Raw genomic sequence first — 19,104 nt, forward strand, 5'->3', positions numbered from 1 at the left:
CTAACAAGGATACGACTTTATTTTCAAATGGCTGCGATGCAGGCACATTACACCGTGCAGAAAATATATTTTGTACCAATTAGTACATTATATACCTTTACCCTATCAAACAGCCATGATGGGGTAGCGATGAGGGGGGTACCGCCTGATCGGGAGTTATGTGGTGCGGTCGTATCGGGACTGTGTTGAGGAAGCCGTTTTATATTTTGTACCAATTAGTACATTATCAATAATATATTCAACTAATATCTACATAAAACTAAAAGTTATGAAAGCAACCAATGCTACGTATGCTGTAAATGGTCGGAATGCGGCTGATATCAATGTGGTGCGACATGCCACGATCAACGTTGCCGGGCTTGATATCTTCTACCGGGAGGCAGGCGATCCTACGCATCCTACACTTTTATTGCTGCACGGGTTTCCTACTTCTTCGCATATGTTCAGGAACCTGATGATTGCGTTAGGTGGCAAGTATCATCTGGTGGCGCCGGATTATCCAGGTTTTGGGAACAGTGCCATGCCGGATGTTAGTGCCTTTGATTATACGTTTGATAACCTGGCGAATATTGTGGAGCAGTTTATTATTGCCAAGCGGCTGACACGTTATAGTCTGTATGTGATGGATTATGGGGCACCGGTGGGATTCCGGATATTTACGCGGCGGCCGACGGAGGTGCAGGCTTTTATCGTTCAGAATGGCAATGCATATGAGGAAGGGTTATCCCCGTTCTGGGATCCAATCAAACAGTTTTGGGCGGCGCCGGAAGATCCTGTTAACATTGCCAATATGAAAACTCAGCTGACACTGGAGGCTACCAAACAGCAGTACCTGATTGGTGTACGGGATGCGGAGGCCATCAGTCCTGATAACTGGATCGTTGCACAGGCAGGATTAGACCGGCCCGGCAACGATGCCATACAGCTGGCGCTTTTCTATTCTTATCGTACGAATCCCGAGTTGTATGAGACCTGGCATCGTTATTTCCGGCAGTACCAGCCACCGACGTTGATTACGTGGGGTAAGGGAGATCTTATTTTTCCTGTCTCGGGGGCATATCCTTACCAGCGGGATTTGAACAATGTGAGTCTTCACGTGCTTGACACCGGGCACTTTGCATTGGAAGAGGACGGTACGCTTATTGCGCAGCTGATTGACGAGTTTTTATCGCAACAGGATATACGGTAATGCAGGAGGCCCAAAGCATACTTCTTTCCCTGTTTATGCTTTGGGCCATTTTTATTTGCTGGTATTATATTGTAGGGATGGTTCCTCCATCGATGATATATTCTGTGCCGGTTAAGTATGCGGCGCGGGGGGATACTAGGAACCCTACCAAATCGGCTACTTCTGCTGGTTCTGCCGGGCGGCCCATGGGGATACCACCTAGTGCATCCATAACGCTTTGGGTCGCTGCATCCAACGATATATTACCGGACTGTGCAATCCGCTCCATCATTCTGATGGAGGCGCTTGTTTTGATCCATCCTGGTGAGACGGTCAGTACCCGTACACCTTTGGAAGCGACTTCGTTGGAGAGTGCTTTACTGTAATTCAGCAGGCCGGCTTTAGCTGCAGCGTAGGGCAATGTAGATTCATATAGCGGGAGTCTTGCCTGAATGGAAGCGATGTGAATAATAACGCCCCTTTTTCTTTCCAACATATACGGCAATAATGCTCTATCCAACCGAACCGGGGCCATGAGGTTTGTCTGCAGTACCTGTAGCCAGTCGTTGTCTGTCAACGCGGCGAAGCCGCCACCCGGTGTTTCCGACGCGCCCAGGTTATTGACCAATATATCTACGCCTCCATAGCTCTTTTTCAGTGCGGCGGCTACCGTATTGGTACCTGTTGCTGTACTCAGATCGGCTCCTATAAAATCCCATCCTGCGTCCAGCTGTTCCGGTTGATGACGTGCTGTAACGATCACTTTGGCTCCGGCGGCATGCAGGTGTGCAGCGATTGCCAGTCCTGTTCCTTTAGTGCCTCCGGTAATGAGCGCTATCTTATCTTTCAGCTCATATGTCTGCATAACATTTATTTTTATGCAAAGTTCCTTCCAAGCTACGTTTTAAACAATAACCGACAAATGATTCATATAGTGAACAATTTATCACTATTGCGTTCTGACGGCGTATTTTGCCTGTCACGTTAGGTATCCTGTTAAAAAAAATCCCAACATATAGATATATGTCGGGAATGTAAACAACTATACCCGTTAGGGCTGCTTGTAAACGGTCGTCTCAATTACCTTCTTTAGAAGTATTGCGGCAGGTTGGTTTGGCAATAACGTGGAACTTTTTCATCTACAAGCCGGACTATTTTCCTGTGTAGTGATCATACGGTATAGCTGTATGACAGCGATCATCAGCAATACCATACCACTCAGCCAGTTGAGCACACCCTGGTACTCTCCCAGGAGGTGAATGAGATACCAGCCGGCCAGGCCATATAATGTAAAGGCGATAGCGGCACCTATTCCAATTGCACACACGAAATAATTTTCTGTCCATGTCTCCGAGCCGAGCATTCCTTTAGATTTGAGGATTACGATCCAGCCTATCCAGAAGGGGATGTATAAAGGATTGGAGACACTGAGGAATACGGCAGAAAGTACCGGGTCTGCGAACGGCAATGTAATCTGAAAATGCGTGTTGGTATGGGATGCTGTAGTCAATGTCGTTACCCCTAATATGAATAACGTGAGGCAACCCAACCATTTCAATGTCCTTATATATTTTTCCCAACTTCCGATGTGGTCTGTTGCCAGTAATACCAGCCGTACCCCTATCAGTTCTATTATCAGGGCGCTGGCAGCGAAAGCCATTGCTGCTGTGATATTATGCCGGGTGGCTAAATAAGCGACACTCAAATTCAATATCCCTAATGGTAGTGAGCCAGTAAAGCTTATCGTCGCGGTGAGTAAGACCAATTTCCATTTTTTTCTCATACCTGTACTAATGATCTCAGATATTGTTTATGGTCCCTCAACATTCTGATTCCTGCGGCGAAGCTCATTGCGGGCAATTTATACCGGACTGCATTTTCTTTACTTATCTCATAGAGTAGTTTCCAGTGCCGGCAAATCTCTTTCCATGCATAAAAAATGGAATGCCCCGGATCGTAGATATGTGTGGGTTCACTTCCGGCTCCATTTAGTTCTATAATGGAGAAGTTACGTCCTTCCAGCAGTTCTGTCCAGTTTGTGAAGCGGATATCCAGCCGGCCATAGTAAAAATCTGGTATCTGTGTACAGATCTGATCGATGACAGCTGTCAGTTGTGGAGATATCTTATCACTTCTGTCTATAAACTTAGCGCCCCGGCTATGGTTGCCATAGGGTACCAGTTGCAGTTGTTGTCCGGCTGGCAGTACGGCATATAACATTTCTCCATGAGAAAACTGTAATGCCTGTAGCTGTAGCAATGAGCGGCTATCTTTTTTCAGCAGATCAATGACGGCAGATATCCCATCTCCTGTTACGGTCAGAAACTGTTTTTCTACTATTCCGGAGATGTTTCCGGTCTTTGCTCCCGGCAGGCGATAGTAAAATATGCCTACTTCCTGTTCGTAGTTGATAAACTCCTGTATCAGGAAGGGGACGCGGTTTTTTCTGTTATATGCTGTCAATTCGGTGAGGGACTTTACCAGTTTTACCTGTACGCCTCGTTCTCCGATGTCGGGTTTGGCGATTACCGGAAACTGCAGGCCATTGTCTTTCATTAATTGCATGATACTAATAATGGTCGTATCCGGCTCACAGTATACTGATACCGGGTAATATTGATCTGGTATCAGTTTATAGATATCGCTTTTACGTTCTTGGACAAAGCCTGCATACCTGATGCGGGGATTTGCGGTGTTGAAGAAGAAGAAAGATTTTGCTTTCAGGCTTAGCCAGCACCAATATAAAAACACCGGTGCATATATGAGGGCGGCTGGCCAGTATTCCCAATACTTTGTCCTTACGCGCCATATTTTCATGGTGTCGTAGTAGCGTTGCCATCCTTTGTTGTTAGCGGAGGAAGGAGCAAGTGCGTTAAACTTCTTCTGAAAGTCGGTATTACCCTGAAGATCTTTGTATCGAATCCATGATTGGTCTTTGGCGACGAGTATGGTTGTGATGCTTACTGTGTACATGCGTTGATCCCGATCCATGACGAGGTTATTCCGGATATCGCCATTACCGGCATGTTGATGAAAATAGAGGATATCTGCCATATCCGGCTCGGGTGTTTCCAACAACCAGCAATGGAACCATTTCTTTCTTTCGACGGCTGTAAGGGCGTCGTATAGGGTTGCTGACGACCATATATTGGGCCGGGTTGCATTTAGTTGTTTAACATATTTTCTCTTACTATCCCAGCGGGCTTCCAATAGTTTACCTCCGATAAAAAGAATCAAGGTAAACGGTTCTATATCGGTCAGGTCTGCCTGATGGAAAGCGTTATCCGGTTCATCTGTCTCCAGGAGTTGTAACATTATTACGCCTCTGCTTTCGCGATAGGACGGTTGCCGTTGATGATTTTCGAAGGCACCATTCATCAATACGGCTGCATCCCGTTTATTTTTCAACAGTATCCAGGTGCCTCCTGCGTCGGTATCCTTGGGATATACCATTTGATGTCCTTTGCGACAGTGTTCCTGTGGTGGTAAAGCCTGGCCTCTTTCTTTCTTTTCGTCCCGGTTAGCCGTCAGGTAGATGCCATTGGGCGTTGGGATAAATGTTACTGTGCACATGTGCTTCTATATTTTATAGTAGAGATGGCCACGCCAAAGTCCTTTGGCAGTTCCAGTCTATTGAACATATATATCCCTACCCTGATCAGTGCCATATGATGTACCGTATGTTCCAGGTTGTATGCCAGTTCGCGCATATAGTCTGTTTTAATTAGTTCAGCGGTGCTATCGATCGTACTATAGTCTGTCTCTAGTATCAGTGAAATATTTTCTTTCTCCAATTCTGCTATCAGCTGTTGTAGTTTATTGATAGCGCAGGTTCTGTCTACTTCAATACTATGATCACGTTTTCGTTTATCATAATTGATGATGCCGGATGCATATCCTGTATTCAGTTCGAGGTAGAATTCGATTATATGCCGTATATGTTGCCCTATTGTTGCGTCTGACAGTAGTGCTATCTTATTACTGTACTCTTTATCTGTCAATTGTTCTAACAGTTGCAGTATCTGAGACAACAGACTGGCAATGGGTGTGGTTAGTTGTTTCATTTTGTTGCATTTTCTTGCGCATTCTTTATCACTGTCCATTCAGTGCTGCACATCACGGACAATATGATGCAAGCTGTCCATACTATCAGTGCATAGCTAAAGAGCAGTCCATTATCATCCATTACGACGATTCCCAGTGCTGTGATATGAAAGTATAATGCACCGCTCATTAGTCCTATTCCCAGCAATGCGCCCCAGCGGGTATATTTAGGGATGAGTAGTAGTATAGCAGCGATCAGTTCCATGATGCCTATGCCAATACGCCCTGTGGGTTCCATATTTATCTTTGAAAAGATGTATACGGATTCGGGGGCTGCGGTAAATTTGAAGAAAAGTGTCTGTAGCATGATTATTGCTGCTATTACTCTTAACACCCACATTATGCCGTTCTTTATATTGACAGATCTGTTCATGATTTACTGTTGTATTGATTAGTTATTGCTGGTCTTTCACTGTTTTCCACTGTACATTTGCTTTATTGATAAAGTTCTGTTGGTTTTTACTCCAAGTTTCCTTGACCTTTTTGTTATAGTTGAAGTACAGTTTATCATTTACAATGCTCCAGGTATCTGTTTCGGTGGGTGCTTTGTGTCCTTCAGCGACGCCATAGGCGCAATATCCGCCATATTGCGGTGCGTAGTGTTCCGGATTGGCTTTGAATGTTTCCAGGTGTTCTTTGGAAGCGAAAAGCCATTCTGTTTCTTTCCAGGTCAGGGTGTATTGTGTTGTCCCTTTTATGGCTTTTCCTTCCTGAAAGAAGGCGACTACGTCGTATCCCCTGATTGCTTTTCCATCCGTGGAAAATATCTCTGCTTTTTGGGCGGAAGCTATATAGGAGCTAAATAGTAGCGCCAGCATTGACATCATTAGTTTCATATTTTTTTATTTTAGGATGATTTATACGGGTACTACTTTACTGGGACACTTTCGTCCAGTTCTGATCTGCTGCTGCTTTCAGGCGAGTTTCGTCTTTATTCCAGGTTTTGAGTGTATTGTTCAGGAACTTGTTATAGAAGAGGTATAGTTTTCCGTTTATGATCTTAAATGTTTCCGGATCTATCTCTACTTTTTCTCCTTTGGCGCCCATTGCGTAGGCGCACCATCCGCCATACTGGGGCTGATATTGCTCCGGATGAGCTGCAAATACTGCTTTATTGCCAGCGGAGGAGAAGCGGTAGGTGATTCCCTGGTAGGTAGTGCTGAGGCTTTTTTTTCCTTCTATCGCTTTATTCTCTGTGAAATATGCTACCGGGTCGTATCCTTCTATTGCCAATCCGGTTTTACTGACATTTAACCGGGGCTTTTGCTGTGCCATTGCGGACATGGCCACCAGGAGTAGTGAAGAGAGGAAGCCAATAAAAGACTTTTTCATGTTCATTTTTTTAGAATAAAATACTGTATTGGATATTGATAGTGGCTTTCCTGGTCAGGCCATCTGCGCGCACTTCACGTGCTACAAAGGGGGTAGCGACGATCAGTTCTAACCGGCTATTATTTGCAAACTGTCTGCTGACGGCGAGGCCGCCATTAATGGTAATACCTGCGGAGCCATTGATGGCATATCGGTTACCATCGGGCGCCTGAAAGGTATCTTCTCCGAGGTGGTATAGTCCCAGGACGGAAGGTTTAATAACGGTCCGCTGTGTAACCTGCCAGTTGTAAGCGGCTCTGAGCAGTGCATCTGGTTTGCGTCGGAACAGGTTTGTAGGCGCAAATTGTTTGGCTCTTGGATCGCTGTATTGTGTTGGCAAGAAGGTGTTGTTATTCTTTTGGATGACCGGTAGTTGTACTCCTGTGTTGAATTCCCATTGACGTTGATAGGTATAGGAAGCTCCCAGGATGAGGTCATAGGTACCTAGGCTGGCTTGATAGTCCAGTGGCAGGACACTTCCATCTGTTGCTTTTGTCCCTGCATTTGAGAGCGGGATCTTTACGCCGCCCAGCAATCTGACATTATTTTTCTGTGCGGGATGCAGGGTGTAGGTAAGTAAACCGAAGAAGTCGCCTAATCCTGCTCCACGGCCCAGGAATCCGCTGGCGTAGGTAGCGGTGACTTTACCTGACAAGGAGATGTGTTCATTTAAGTTACCGGTGTATTGTACATATGGATTGACTGTAAATGTCCGGCCCTCTCCTATTCCGATGTTAGTGCCCAGGTCCAGCTGGTTCTTTTTGCCTTTGGTGCCGCCAGGTTGCTTCAGGGCTGCCAGGCTACAGAATCCGGCATCACTGCAACCCTGTGCCAGCAGGTATTGTGTGAATAGCAGGCATAATATGCTTAAGCTGCTATATTTTATCCAGGAGGTATGTTTCATAGGTTTGTTATTTATTAACAGACAATGCCTTTTTGCCTAAGGCGATGAGTTTTGCGGCATCTATATATCCTATTGATTCTGCCACCTGTTTACCTTGCGGATCGAAGATAAGTAAGGTAGGAAGGGCCTTTATCTTCCACCGGGCAGTGAGTGCGGGCCCCTCCCCCTTTTCTACATCTATGGCCACGTTAATAAATTGCGTATTAAAAAAGTCCGCGGCGGCCTTATCTGTAAAGGTGGTTTGTTTTAGTACTTTACAAGGGCCGCACCAGACGGCATATGCATCTACCAGGATATATCTGCCTGTTTTCCGGGCTTGTTCCAATGCGGCATTCCATTTATCATCGACAAAATGTATGGCTGTTTTGCCATCACTTTTTTGTGCCGGGGTATGTATACGATCTGACTGGGCTTGTGTGCGCAGGGATATACTTATGAGCGACAGCGCGGGTAGCAGACCTTTTATCCCGTTGGTAATTATTTGCCTTGTCATCATCCGTTTATTGTTTAAGTATTTTTAGTCTGTGCTGTACACCTCCCCCTGTGTTGGCGGCGGGTGTATTAGTTGTCATTTATTATACAAAACAAACAAAACGGTATCTCAATAAGATTGCAGGATTATAACAAAAGTATCACGGTCATTATTGAGGGAGGTGCCTGGCATTTCCGTTGAGTCGGGAATAGCCGGAGCAATAAGCGAATTATAACAAAAGTATCACAGCGACGCTTTGGGGCTTTTTTTGTTGATTTTTGTATCCGGAAGTAATATGATCACTATGCGAAAAGTATTGATAATCGAAGACGACCCAAATATTGTAGCCCTGTTGACCATCCACCTGAATGATCTTGGTTGTACCGTTACCGCTCATCATAGTGGTGTCTAAATAGCTGTCAGTGCATGTGCTGAAGCGCATTTCATCTGCTGCAGGTTCGAACAGTTCTTGCCGGGAGGTTACGATTACCCCGGCACAATAACCGGCAATGCGTCCTATAGTGAACAATTTATCACTATTGACACTGGGCGGTATAATGGCTATCTTTATCTTATGTACACCAGAAAGAATCCTCCTACTTTAACCTGTGGCCTGGATGTCACCGGAGAGCTGCTTTACGGCAAGTGGAAAATGCGGCTGTTGTATTTCATACACGAAGGGCATCTGCGGCCAACGCAGCTGCAGAAGAAGATACCTGATGCATCGCCGCGGGTGCTGCTAATGCAATTACGCGAGCTGGAGCAGGCGCAGCTGGTCGTCAAGGAGACTTATGCACAAGTGCCACCGAAGGTGGAATACCGGCTGACTCCACTGGGGGCTTCGCTTATACCTGTGATAGAGACACTCGGCCTATGGGGAGATGCCCACCTGGAAGAACTAAGGGAGATGTTGATGGGGAGAGAGTAGCTTGGGCGATATGATCCCGGATAATTTTGTACCTTACAGGCTGCGTCCGGATAGCTACCATTATCTAATAGCATACTACACCGTATAATTGTACCCTGAGGAATTGAAATAATAGCTTATTCATCGCCGGTAATTCTGTAATCGTACCATAGAGGAATTCCTTATTTTATTGTTTACCTATGCAAGTTGTATGTAATGAGCGCCATCTGTTAATTATAGCTGACTTTTAGTGATCTCCTGACATTATATATATTTTTCTCTCCAAAAAAACAGGAAAATTCCCCTCTGACTTTCTGCAAAAAAAATGCTCATTTTGTATTGCATAAAATACAAACGCAAATAGTATGCTCATGAACTATATCTGACTTTAGATATAAATAATCTATTTGATTATGATTATAGAATTAAAGTTAACGTCCAAAAGCATGAGCCCCATAATACCGATCAACTATCCGTATCCTTTATCGGCGGCTATTTATAAGATATTATCGAAGGGGGACGCTGCGTACAGTGATTTTTTACATGGACAAGGGTATGGTAAGGGTTTCAAGCTATTCTCTTTTTCACAGATCAATTGTTCATTTAGCATCATTGGAGACAGAATGCATATACTTAAACCGGACATATCTATATATATCGCTTTTCACCTGCCTTTGGCGGCGGAGCACTTTATCAAGGGGCTTTTCCAGTCCTCGGAGATAGATATTGCGGACAGACAATCTAAGGCCTCCTTCATTGTGAGTGCTGTAGCGCGGATACCGGAGCCTCTGCAGCATCATGCAGAACAGGAAATTGTGCAAATAGTGGCGAAGCCGCTTTCTCCTGTTGTGGCAGGGCTTCCGGATCGGATGGGGTATTATGATTTCCTGTCTCCAGATAGTAATGATTTTGCAGGTAACATAGTGCATAACTGGCGAAATAAAATAGCTTCCTGTTATGATGCGGATACTGCCCGGGATGCGCTGTTGATTGTCAGTACATCCAATGGCTACCAAACACCACAGTGTCGGTTGATTACAATTAAAGCAGGGACACCTGCGGAGACGAAAATAAAAGGCTGGATGCAATTCGGGCTAAGGATAACGGCAGAGCGCCGCTTTTTGGATATTCTTTTGCATGCCGGCATCGGGCTGTATAATGCACAAGGCATGGGTATGATCACCGTGAACAAGCCCTTTCCCTATGAACGACAAAAAAAATCAGCATGATAAAAGAGCTTGTGAACTTCACCAGTTTGCTGGACGACTCCTTCAAGATGCAGAATACGTATCCTAAGGAAGGATTACATATCCGACTTAAGATCAAGGAGATCAATCAGCAGGTAAGTATTGATCTATCTGATATACAGCATGAGAGATTCTCTAAAAAGGCGAAGGACGATGTTTCATCGTTCCTGCATCAGTGCAAATTGCTACAGCAGCAAGCCTGGTGTATTGATACGAATAAGTGTTTCGATCTTCCTACCAAGGCTATACATACCTGTTCTCCTTTTGCCGTTGGATTTAAAAGGGAGCACTGGGCTGGTGGCAGTAAATACCAGAAAAACACAGGCACTAAAAATGCTTTATCTGCGCGTTTTGGCGTCTATTTCGGTAAAGCGTTTGAACTGTTTGTCCCTCCGGAGATAGCTGCGCAATATGTCCCTTTCCGGGATTTCTTCCTACAGGGACATTATTCCGCTATAATAGAAAAGATTGAACAGGACAATAAGACCCATAGCATATCTCTTCAGGAGCAAATAGCTGCTATTAACGAAGAGGCGAAGCAAACCAAAGAGAAAAGTGAAAAGGAGAAGGCGAAAGAGCAAGTGGCTGAACTGACAAAGGCATCGTACAAATACATGCCCTTAGAGGAAGGCAATTATATCATATTCTACCTGGATGTTACTCTTTCCCAATACCAGGAGGTTTATGACAGGTATCTGAATAATGCGCTATTTAACAGTGCCAAATATAATGTAACCTCAGACGAAGGAGGACCTGTATTCGGGACCAGCAACTTTATGAATAGCTATAATAGCACCATGCCATTCCTACTACATCATACTGCTCCTTTTGAGATTAGTGGCAGGATATCTGAAGGAGACGCGAGGTTGCTTCACGACCTTAAAAACATCTTCCCGAATAAAACTTTACCGAATCCCTTGCCTGTTTTTGTTTATCAGGAGGAATTGCAGCAGGAAGTCATTTCCATATACCAGGAAAGCGAGTTCAAATTTGGCTATAGGGAGATTATAGAGCGGGTGACAGAAAAGCATGCATCCGATGTCTCCAATTACTACCTTTTGCTTTGGCAGAATACTAAAGACGGGCTTGTATTCAAAGATTTTGATTTTGTGTCCCGATTTGAGTACCAGCTGGCCTCTCCAGTAGTCATACAAAACCTGTTCGGCGCCAAAGTAAATGAAGGAAAAGCATTTAAGCACTACTCTATTATTAAAGACATCTTTTCGTTGGAGCAGCAGGTATTTAAGCCCTTGCTGCAAAATGAGTATCATCGGTTAGATTACTTCGGAGAGTTAAGCAAGGATGGTTATACGAGTACTGACCGTGTTTTCCATTCCTACTGCAGGTACAGGAAGGTTGTGTATGACTACGTGTACAAATCTCATCGGCACTTTATTGATGGGCGTATGTTTGACGATATGGTATTCGGTGCCATCCTTGATGATATCAAAAACGATAAGGATGATGGCGTAAAAGACAAATTAAACATCTGGTATGGCGCATACCATTTATTTCATAACGAAAACGAAACAAAAATGTCAAACATGGTACCAGTATTTAGGGCATTTGTAAATGATTTAATTTCCGGGAACATACCCGACAATATCCAAGATGAGGAGTTTGCATTTGCTGCCGGGCAAGTAATTGATTATATGTTGAGCAAGAGTAAATCTTCAAAAAAAAATCGCGCTTTATTAGAACCATATTTACAGCATTCAAAGTGTTTGGAGTTTCAGAAAGCGATTAGCAACGACATGTTTCGTTATAAACATGGGGAATTCTCCGATGACTTTGAGACAGTAGCCAGTGTTGTACTCGGTCATAGAACAGATATTAATATGAAAGATTTACTCCCCAGCATACTTTCAGGAGTATTCTCTAAGAATCAACTATAGTTCAAAATCGTCAAAGTAAAACTAAGATAGTTATGTTCAGTAATCGTGTATATGGCGCTGCCATTATAAAATCTATTAACTCCAACTACAACGCTGATTTTTCGGGTCGTCCGCGTATGCTACCTAATGCGACCGCATATGCAACAGATAAAGCGTTGAAATACGCTATCAGAAACTATTGGAAGGACGTATTGGGGGAAAAGATCTTTTACTTTAAGTCACTAAGTGAGGAGATGACTCCCCGTAGCTTGCAGGAGACTTACAACCTACACTTTGGGGAATACAAGGCGAAGGGCAAGGCACAAGATGCTCAACTACGGCTGGAGGTATTAGGTAGCATTCTCCAATGCCTGGATGTCAGGTTATTTGGAGCCACCTATGCAGAGAAACCCAATATCTCTATTCACGGTACCTGCCAGATCACGCACGGGGTGAACAGGTTTCCCGAGAGTGTGATTTATTCTGAGCAAATCATGTCGCCGTTTCGTAACTCCAGCGAAGCCAGTGCAGATAATGCTATGACGACACTAGGTAGTCAATCGCGGTTGGAGGAAGGGCATTATGTACATCACTTTTCTGTGAATCCGAAAAATATTGAAGAGGATAGTCAGCGAGTGGGTGGAGGTGGATTGTCCTCAACAGACATTGACAAACTGAAAGAAGGCCTCAGAAAGGGCGCTACTTATTATGACTCCGCCGCTAAGGCCGGCACCGAAAACGAGTTATTACTCTGGGTACAACTGAAACCAGCATCAAAGGTGGTGCTGCCATCATTTGTAACACTGATCGATGTCAATAAAAACAAAGAGATTGACCTTTCCAAGGTAAGTGCTTTGTTGGCCGAGCCTCATATAAAAGGGGATATTGAGCGGATAGAGATCTATTATGACAAATCCAACACCATTGTACGTAGCGAGCCAACAGGGGCTATATTCTCAGAACTGTAAATAACGATCTATGAAGCTAGTCTCTTTCGACCTTAAAGCAGACTTTGCCTTTTTCCGGAAGCCGGACACCAATAATACCATTAACCTCTCTTATAATATTATCCACAAACCCGCTTTACTGGGGATATTGGGGGCTATACTAGGCCTGGAAGGCTATCGTGAAAAGGGGAAACTCCCGGCATACTATGAGATACTTAAGGACATTAAAGTTGGTATTGAACCATTACAACACGATAAGGGCAACTACAGCAAAACAGTTATTAAATATACCAATACCGTGGGCTATGCTAATGGCGGTGCTAACTTTTTGACGGAAGAGCTTACACTGCTTGCGCCGGCATATCGCATCTACCTTTTGCTAGATGTGAATATTGAAGCGCATATGCAGCTGGATCAATATTTAAAACAGGGGTATGCGGAGTATCTACCCTACTTTGGGAAAAATGAACATACTGCCTGGTGGGAAGCAACCAGCTATTGTGACTATCGATTTGGTCATGATGTGGCTGATCCGGAGGAAGTATATATCCGAAGTATCTTTCAAAAACAGCAGGTATTGAAAGATAATAGCGAAGCGCCTTTTCCTGATCTATTTAATGTTCAGGCAATAGAAGATCCCTTCCTCTATTTTGAACGGTTGCCATTGGGTTTTGATCTTACCCTGCTGCAATATAAGATGGGGGATTTCGCTTATTCTAACTATCGGATAAAAAATGCTCATCAACTGGAGAACCTGGTGTTTCTCGAAGCCTTAAATACTTATGTCCAATTGTTTTAAAACTGTCCGCGCGTGTCTGGAGACTTTGCCGGCTTTAGATAGTTATTTAACTGCTGCAGATAAATATTATGCCCACCTGCCGTTACCCAAGACCGGTGGGACTACCTTTGCGCCAGAGAAACTGGAAGAACATATCCGGCTGGTTAACGGGTATTTGCAACGACTGGTGGACCAACACCAGCTCGATATAGTTATAGACACCCTTATAAGAGATCTGGCGCCAGGCATTTCCGTTGAGACAGGGAATCATATCAAGCAGCTTTTTGTGAATGTTATTGTATTTCATGACTTTGGCAAGGTGAATACGGCATTCCAGGTTAAGAAAATGAAAAATCCCTGCTTTCCAGGCAGATCGGTAGCAGACAGTCCTATTGGCACCACTCATTCATCATTGGGAGCGTTCATCTATCTTGCCAGACATTTAAAAGATATCCATCTGCGGCAGAAAGATCGGTCATTACTGCTTACCTGTTGTTACTATCTCTCCTATGTTATATTCAAACATCACAATAGCCAGCTGGACAATGACAGTTTGCATACCGTGACCTTTGAAACGCTGAAGGCCCGTTTTGCAAGCGAAGCCATTGAAAAAGTGCTATCTGACTATGCCTGTCTCTATCATTGGGAGATCCCGGCAGCACTACTTAAGTCGATTGTCTATATCAAAAGTACCCATATATCGGCTGTTAGTACTTCTTTTAGCTCTTTTTCGCTCTATGCACTATGCAAACTCAGTTTTTCGCTGCTAACAGCAGCGGATTACCTGGCTACGCATGAATATATGCATCGTCAGCCGATTGCTAATATGGGTATATTAGATAAAATCAGAATAGAAGCGTTATATAAGTCTGCTACTACCAACGAGTGGCTCAACGAAGCGCTGGCAAAACGTAATTACAACAAAGATATTTACACGCTATTGGGGAAGGGCTATCTCTTTCAAAACCCCAGGGAGCGCAATGCAGACAACCTGAATATACTCAGATTAGAAATGGCTATGACGGTGATCCAGCGTATACGCCAGTATGCCGATCAGCAACTATTCTATCTGGAAGCGCCTACCGGTGGTGGTAAAAGCAACTTGTCTTTCCTGGCGACAATGGAGTTGCTGAAAATACATAAGGCCATTTACAATAAGGTATTTTATGTATTTCCTTTTACGACGCTCATCACCCAGACTTTTGATAGTATCAAAGAAACCCTGAGCCTGGAGGATGAAGAAATTATAGCATTACATTCAAAAGCCGGTTTTGCTGCTAACAATGCTTTAGGTACGGAAGATGATGACTATGGAGCCGACCGGCTCAATTATATCAGCCACCTGTTTGCTCAATTTCCGTTTTCGCTGCTTTCTCATATACGATTCTTTGATATCCTGAAGACCAATGAGAAAGAAAGTAATTATCTATTACACCGTATGGCGAATTCGATCGTGGTAATAGATGAGTTACAGTCTTATAATCCGGCGCATTGGGATAAGATCATTTACTTTATACGTCAGTATGCACGGTTGTTTAATATTAAGTTCATCCTTATGTCGGCGACCTTGCCTAAACTGAATCAGCTATCCGTCATACAGGATCAGGTACAGGATTTTGTGTACTTACTGCCTGACGCGAAAGCACTTTATTTCAACAATCCCAACTTCTCTGAAAGGGTACATTTCAATTTTGACCTGCTCCAACGTAAAGACTTGACCCTAAGGGAGCTGGCAGAAAAAGTAGTCGCTGCCTCCCGGGATTACGCGCAGTATGATCAGGGACCAGATAAACCAAAAGGGAGTGTATATACCGTCGTTGAATTTATCCATAAGCAGGCAGCTACTGATTTTTATAAAATAGTTTCTTCCGATAGATTTTTTGACGTGATCTTTGTCCTGTCCGGTACTATACTGGAACATCGCCGCAAAGAGATCATCCATTACCTAAAAGACAAAAACAACCGGCATAAAAAGATCTTACTGATCACCACTCAGGTAGTAGAAGCGGGTGTAGATATCGACATGGATATTGGTTTCAAGGATCGCTCCATCATCGACTCAGATGAACAACTGGCGGGGCGTATTAACCGAAATGCAAAAAAACACCACTGTGTGTTGTACCTATTCAGCTATAGCAAGGCCTCTGTTACCTATGGGAAAGATAAACGGTTTGAGCTCACCCGAGAAAAGATAAACATAGAGGAGTACAAAAGAATCTTACAACAAAAAGACTTCGACGTACTGTACAATCATGTATTCGACGCCCGCAACGATTGGAATACAAAAGCAATGGCTGCAGGATTTGCAGATTACGAGCGTAGCATTAAACAACTCCAGTTCAAATCTGTACATAAAGATTTCCAACTGATCGCGCAACAGCAAATCAGTTGTTTTGTACCTGTTAATATTCCATTATCAACGAATAGTGGTGCCTATAATACGTTTAGTGAGTCCGAGTTAAAGTTCCTTAAGCAACATCATGTGTATCCAGATCAAAATAACACCATCTCCGGGGCGGACATCTTCGATCTTTATATTGCCTCTATACACCACCGAATTGATTTCACCCAACAGCAGATCAGGCAGAAGATCTTACAAGGTCTCTTATCCAAGTATATATTTTCGATTTTTCATACCCCGGAGATGCTGTTGAAGCTAGTACACTTCTCAGACATGGAAAAGTCTGCATATGGGTACCAGTACCTATCGAGGTGGATTGACATCTACTCGGTAGAAAAAGGATTGGATGCTTGTCAATTAGGAGACCCTTCGAACACTCAATTTTTGTAGTTATGCATATTAATGCCACGCTCATTAATTTATATCATATCTGCGCGAGAGAATGTTGGCTGCATGCGAATGGTATCAGGATGGAACATACTTCAGATACTGTATATGATGGTAAGTTACTGCATGAAATGAGTTATCCACTAAGGGCTGACCGTCACACAGAAATATCACTTACTGCCGAGTTTTCCAACGAGATCGTACTTACCGGGAAAGTTGATTTTTATGACAGCAAAGCACGAACTATCCATGAAACCAAACGTAGTAACAAAACCGCTGCTGCTCATGAATGGCAATGTAAGTTCTATATCTGGCTATTTGCCTTAAATGGCATTGACGATGTACAGGCAATACTAGAGTATCCCAAATCGCGGGAGCGAACAAACATTTTTCTATCCGAGGCTGATAGTGTATATCTATCGAACACTGTTGATGAGGTTTATCATTTATTACGAAGCGATTTGTGTCCACCGAGATTAGATGAGAAAATATGTAAGCATTGTTCTTACCATGACCTTTGTTATTCAGGGGAAGATCTGTCATCCTACTAATATCTATTCATGAAAAAAAGCTATTACCTTTTCAATCCCGGCCGTATGAGCCGAAAGGATAATACACTGCAATTTATTCCGGTGGATGCAGCTGGCATAGAAGGTACCCCGAAGTATATTCCGGTAGAAAGTGTCGCCAATCTATATGCATTCGGGGCGTTGGATGCAAATAGCAGTATGTATAATTTCCTCGGAAAAGAGCAAATCTCTGTACACTTTTTTGATTACCATGAGCACTATACAGGCAGTTTCATGCCTAAAGACTATCTTCTTAGTGGGAAGGTATTAATCGCACAGACTCAGCACTACACTCATCAAAAGAAACGCCTACTACTGGCCCAAAAGTTTGTATCCGGTGCTACCGGCAATATGCTTAAAAACCTTAAATACTATCACAATCGCGATAAAGATACTTCCATACAGATCGATCGAATTGAAGATCTGTCATCACAAATATGGGAAACCGACAGCATCGAAATGTTAATGGGTATAGAGGGCAATATCCGGATCACCTATTACTCCTCGTTTGACACTATCATTAACGATTTTGAGATGGGCATCCGCAGCAAGCAACCTCCTTCCAATGAAGTCAATGCCCTGATATCGTTTATCAATAGCCTCTGTTATACGCTCTGCCTGGATGCTATATATCACACCCAACTGCATCCCACCATCAGTTTTCTTCATCAGCCTGGATTCCGCCGATATTCACTGGCATTAGACCTGGCTGAAATATTCAAACCTATTTTATCCGACCGCCTTATATTCACCTTACTCAATAAGAAAATAGTTACCAAAGGTGACTTTGATATTCAATTAAATAGTTGTCTACTGAAAGAAAGCGGACGGAAAAAAGTAGTAAAATCCTGGGATGAACGTCTATCAGAGACTATCATGCACCGCTCCTTAAAAAGGAATGTCAGCTACAAACACCTGGTAAAACTTGAATGTTATAAGTTGGTCAAACATATTCTGGACATGGAAGGCTATCAACCATTTAAAGCCTGGTGGTAAATGTATATTATACTTGTTTACGATATAGAACAACAACGTGTAGGAAAAATGCTCAAACTCTGCCGACGCTATCTCAACTGGATACAAAATAGCGTATTCGAAGGTGAAATAACCGAAGTAAAACTGAAAGAACTATTAGCAACAGCAAAAGATATCATGAACGTTCATAAAGACAGCATCATCATCTTCAGTAGCAGAGATGAAAAATGGCTGGAAAAGCAAGTCATAGGTATAGAGCGTAATGAACTTGACAACATACTCTAGTCGTCGAAGAAGTAATTCTATACTCCGACTAACCAGTTCTTTGACATACATTTATTGATAATTAATTGAATACTAAAGTATTATACAAGTCGTCGTTCTCCAGGCGAAATCTTACTATTTTAGTTCGACGACTTTTTACTTAAAAAGTTTATTGTTAGAAATGGAAAAAGGCCGTAAAATGGCCTTTTTTTGGTGCGCATTGAAACGGGTTTTAATTGGACTATTGAAGAATTGAAACAAATCTCTTTCCATGGTTCAGTTATTTGAAAGGTTAGGTTTTAATTGGACTATTGAAGAATTGAAACCATTCTAACATTTGACGAGCTTTTACATGTACCAAAGTTTTAATTGGACTATTGAAGAATTGAAACCTTGATTCTCTACCTGATTAGACACCTGATATCCCGTTTTAATTGGACTATTGAAGAATTGAAACGCAGTTATATACCATTTATAATCCCTTGGGCTTTCGTTTTAATTGGACTATTGAAGAATTGAAACTCCTTGGCATGAAAGCATTACGATCACCAGGCATCACGTTTTAATTGGACTATTGAAGAATTGAAACTTTTCTGAACCATACTTCTCTAATGTGAGCTTTGCAGTTTTAATTGGACTATTGAAGAATTGAAACTAGATACCGCTTCTTATTTCGTCGTTATTTTCCTCCGTTTTAATTGGACTATTGAAGAATTGAAACGCAAAAACGTAATAT

General features: G+C 43.1%; 19 protein-coding genes and 1 CRISPR repeat array (1 of these 20 cut by a window edge). Of the genes, 10 read left to right on the forward strand and 9 right to left on the reverse strand.

The window, feature by feature from the left end:
- Nucleotides 1-268: 268 nt before the first annotated feature.
- The gene (locus tag KTO58_RS15115) at nucleotides 269-1,189 is read left to right on the forward strand and encodes an alpha/beta fold hydrolase (RefSeq protein WP_095838566.1); all 921 of its coding nucleotides are present in this window, start codon (nucleotides 269-271) and stop codon (nucleotides 1,187-1,189) included.
- 64 nt (nucleotides 1,190-1,253) lie between these two features.
- Here KTO58_RS15115 and KTO58_RS15120 read toward each other — a convergent pair whose 3' ends face one another.
- From KTO58_RS15120 to KTO58_RS15160, 9 genes are all read right to left on the reverse strand, one after another.
- Entirely contained in the window at nucleotides 1,254-2,033 is a 780-nt protein-coding gene (locus KTO58_RS15120) for an SDR family oxidoreductase (protein WP_095838565.1), read from the reverse strand.
- 270 nt (nucleotides 2,034-2,303) lie between these two features.
- Nucleotides 2,304-2,951: a LysE family transporter gene (locus KTO58_RS15125; protein WP_157752929.1), complete on the reverse strand. Its 648-nt coding sequence runs from the start codon at nucleotides 2,949-2,951 to the stop codon at nucleotides 2,304-2,306.
- A complete protein-coding gene (locus KTO58_RS15130; RefSeq protein ID WP_095838563.1) occupies nucleotides 2,948-4,741 on the reverse strand; it encodes an NRDE family protein in 1,794 nt (597 codons plus the stop codon). The genes KTO58_RS15125 and KTO58_RS15130 overlap by 4 nt, the downstream gene beginning before the upstream one ends.
- Nucleotides 4,729-5,232, reverse strand: coding sequence for a DinB family protein (locus KTO58_RS15135; protein ID WP_095838562.1), 504 nt, complete (start codon nucleotides 5,230-5,232; stop codon nucleotides 4,729-4,731). The genes KTO58_RS15130 and KTO58_RS15135 overlap by 13 nt, the downstream gene beginning before the upstream one ends.
- Nucleotides 5,229-5,645: a DoxX family protein gene (locus KTO58_RS15140; RefSeq protein ID WP_095838561.1), complete on the reverse strand. Its 417-nt coding sequence runs from the start codon at nucleotides 5,643-5,645 to the stop codon at nucleotides 5,229-5,231. The genes KTO58_RS15135 and KTO58_RS15140 overlap by 4 nt, the downstream gene beginning before the upstream one ends.
- Before the next feature lie 22 nt (nucleotides 5,646-5,667).
- Nucleotides 5,668-6,108: a YHS domain-containing (seleno)protein gene (locus KTO58_RS15145; RefSeq protein ID WP_095838560.1), complete on the reverse strand. Its 441-nt coding sequence runs from the start codon at nucleotides 6,106-6,108 to the stop codon at nucleotides 5,668-5,670.
- Nucleotides 6,109-6,145: 37 nt separating this feature from the next.
- Nucleotides 6,146-6,604: a YHS domain-containing (seleno)protein gene (locus KTO58_RS15150; protein ID WP_095841551.1), complete on the reverse strand. Its 459-nt coding sequence runs from the start codon at nucleotides 6,602-6,604 to the stop codon at nucleotides 6,146-6,148.
- A gap of 10 nt (nucleotides 6,605-6,614) precedes the next feature.
- Nucleotides 6,615-7,547 carry a hypothetical protein gene (locus KTO58_RS15155; protein WP_095838559.1) on the reverse strand — a complete coding sequence of 311 codons (933 nt, stop codon included), beginning with the start codon at nucleotides 7,545-7,547 and terminating at the stop codon, nucleotides 6,615-6,617.
- A 7-nt stretch (nucleotides 7,548-7,554) separates the two neighbouring features.
- The gene (locus KTO58_RS15160) at nucleotides 7,555-8,043 is read right to left on the reverse strand and encodes a thioredoxin family protein (protein WP_095838558.1); all 489 of its coding nucleotides are present in this window, start codon (nucleotides 8,041-8,043) and stop codon (nucleotides 7,555-7,557) included.
- Nucleotides 8,044-8,593: 550 nt separating this feature from the next.
- Here KTO58_RS15160 and KTO58_RS15165 point away from each other — a divergent pair.
- From KTO58_RS15165 to cas2, 9 genes are all read left to right on the forward strand, one after another.
- Nucleotides 8,594-8,947, forward strand: a complete 354-nt coding sequence (locus KTO58_RS15165) for a winged helix-turn-helix transcriptional regulator (protein ID WP_095838556.1) — start codon at nucleotides 8,594-8,596, stop codon at nucleotides 8,945-8,947.
- Nucleotides 8,948-9,372: 425 nt separating this feature from the next.
- Complete coding sequence (cas6, locus tag KTO58_RS15170; RefSeq protein WP_225859766.1) at nucleotides 9,373-10,155, forward strand: CRISPR-associated endoribonuclease Cas6; 783 nt, start codon at nucleotides 9,373-9,375, stop codon at nucleotides 10,153-10,155.
- Complete coding sequence (locus KTO58_RS15175) at nucleotides 10,152-12,068, forward strand: hypothetical protein (protein WP_095838554.1); 1,917 nt, start codon at nucleotides 10,152-10,154, stop codon at nucleotides 12,066-12,068. Before cas6 ends, KTO58_RS15175 begins: the two co-directional genes overlap by 4 nt.
- Nucleotides 12,069-12,100: 32 nt before the next feature.
- Nucleotides 12,101-13,015, forward strand: a complete 915-nt coding sequence (locus KTO58_RS15180) for a type I CRISPR-associated protein Cas7 (protein ID WP_095838553.1) — start codon at nucleotides 12,101-12,103, stop codon at nucleotides 13,013-13,015.
- A 10-nt stretch (nucleotides 13,016-13,025) separates the two neighbouring features.
- Nucleotides 13,026-13,793 carry a type I-B CRISPR-associated protein Cas5b gene (cas5b, locus tag KTO58_RS15185; protein WP_095838552.1) on the forward strand — a complete coding sequence of 256 codons (768 nt, stop codon included), beginning with the start codon at nucleotides 13,026-13,028 and terminating at the stop codon, nucleotides 13,791-13,793.
- Nucleotides 13,777-16,563 carry a CRISPR-associated helicase/endonuclease Cas3 gene (locus KTO58_RS15190; protein ID WP_095838551.1) on the forward strand — a complete coding sequence of 929 codons (2,787 nt, stop codon included), beginning with the start codon at nucleotides 13,777-13,779 and terminating at the stop codon, nucleotides 16,561-16,563. The genes cas5b and KTO58_RS15190 overlap by 17 nt, the downstream gene beginning before the upstream one ends.
- A 2-nt stretch (nucleotides 16,564-16,565) precedes the next feature.
- Nucleotides 16,566-17,111 carry a CRISPR-associated protein Cas4 gene (gene cas4, locus KTO58_RS15195; RefSeq protein WP_095838550.1) on the forward strand — a complete coding sequence of 182 codons (546 nt, stop codon included), beginning with the start codon at nucleotides 16,566-16,568 and terminating at the stop codon, nucleotides 17,109-17,111.
- 9 nt (nucleotides 17,112-17,120) lie between these two features.
- Complete coding sequence (gene cas1b, locus KTO58_RS15200; protein WP_095838549.1) at nucleotides 17,121-18,125, forward strand: type I-B CRISPR-associated endonuclease Cas1b; 1,005 nt, start codon at nucleotides 17,121-17,123, stop codon at nucleotides 18,123-18,125.
- Entirely contained in the window at nucleotides 18,126-18,389 is a 264-nt protein-coding gene (cas2, locus tag KTO58_RS15205) for a CRISPR-associated endonuclease Cas2 (protein WP_095838548.1), read from the forward strand. It abuts the gene before it with no gap.
- Between the two features lie 208 nt (nucleotides 18,390-18,597).
- A CRISPR array of direct repeats spans nucleotides 18,598-19,104; the repeat unit is 30 nt; unit sequence GTTTTAATTGGACTATTGAAGAATTGAAAC (it continues 1,367 nt past the right edge of the window).

This window comes from Chitinophaga pendula, from assembly GCF_020386615.1.
In the GTDB taxonomy this organism is placed as follows: domain Bacteria; phylum Bacteroidota; class Bacteroidia; order Chitinophagales; family Chitinophagaceae; genus Chitinophaga; species Chitinophaga pendula.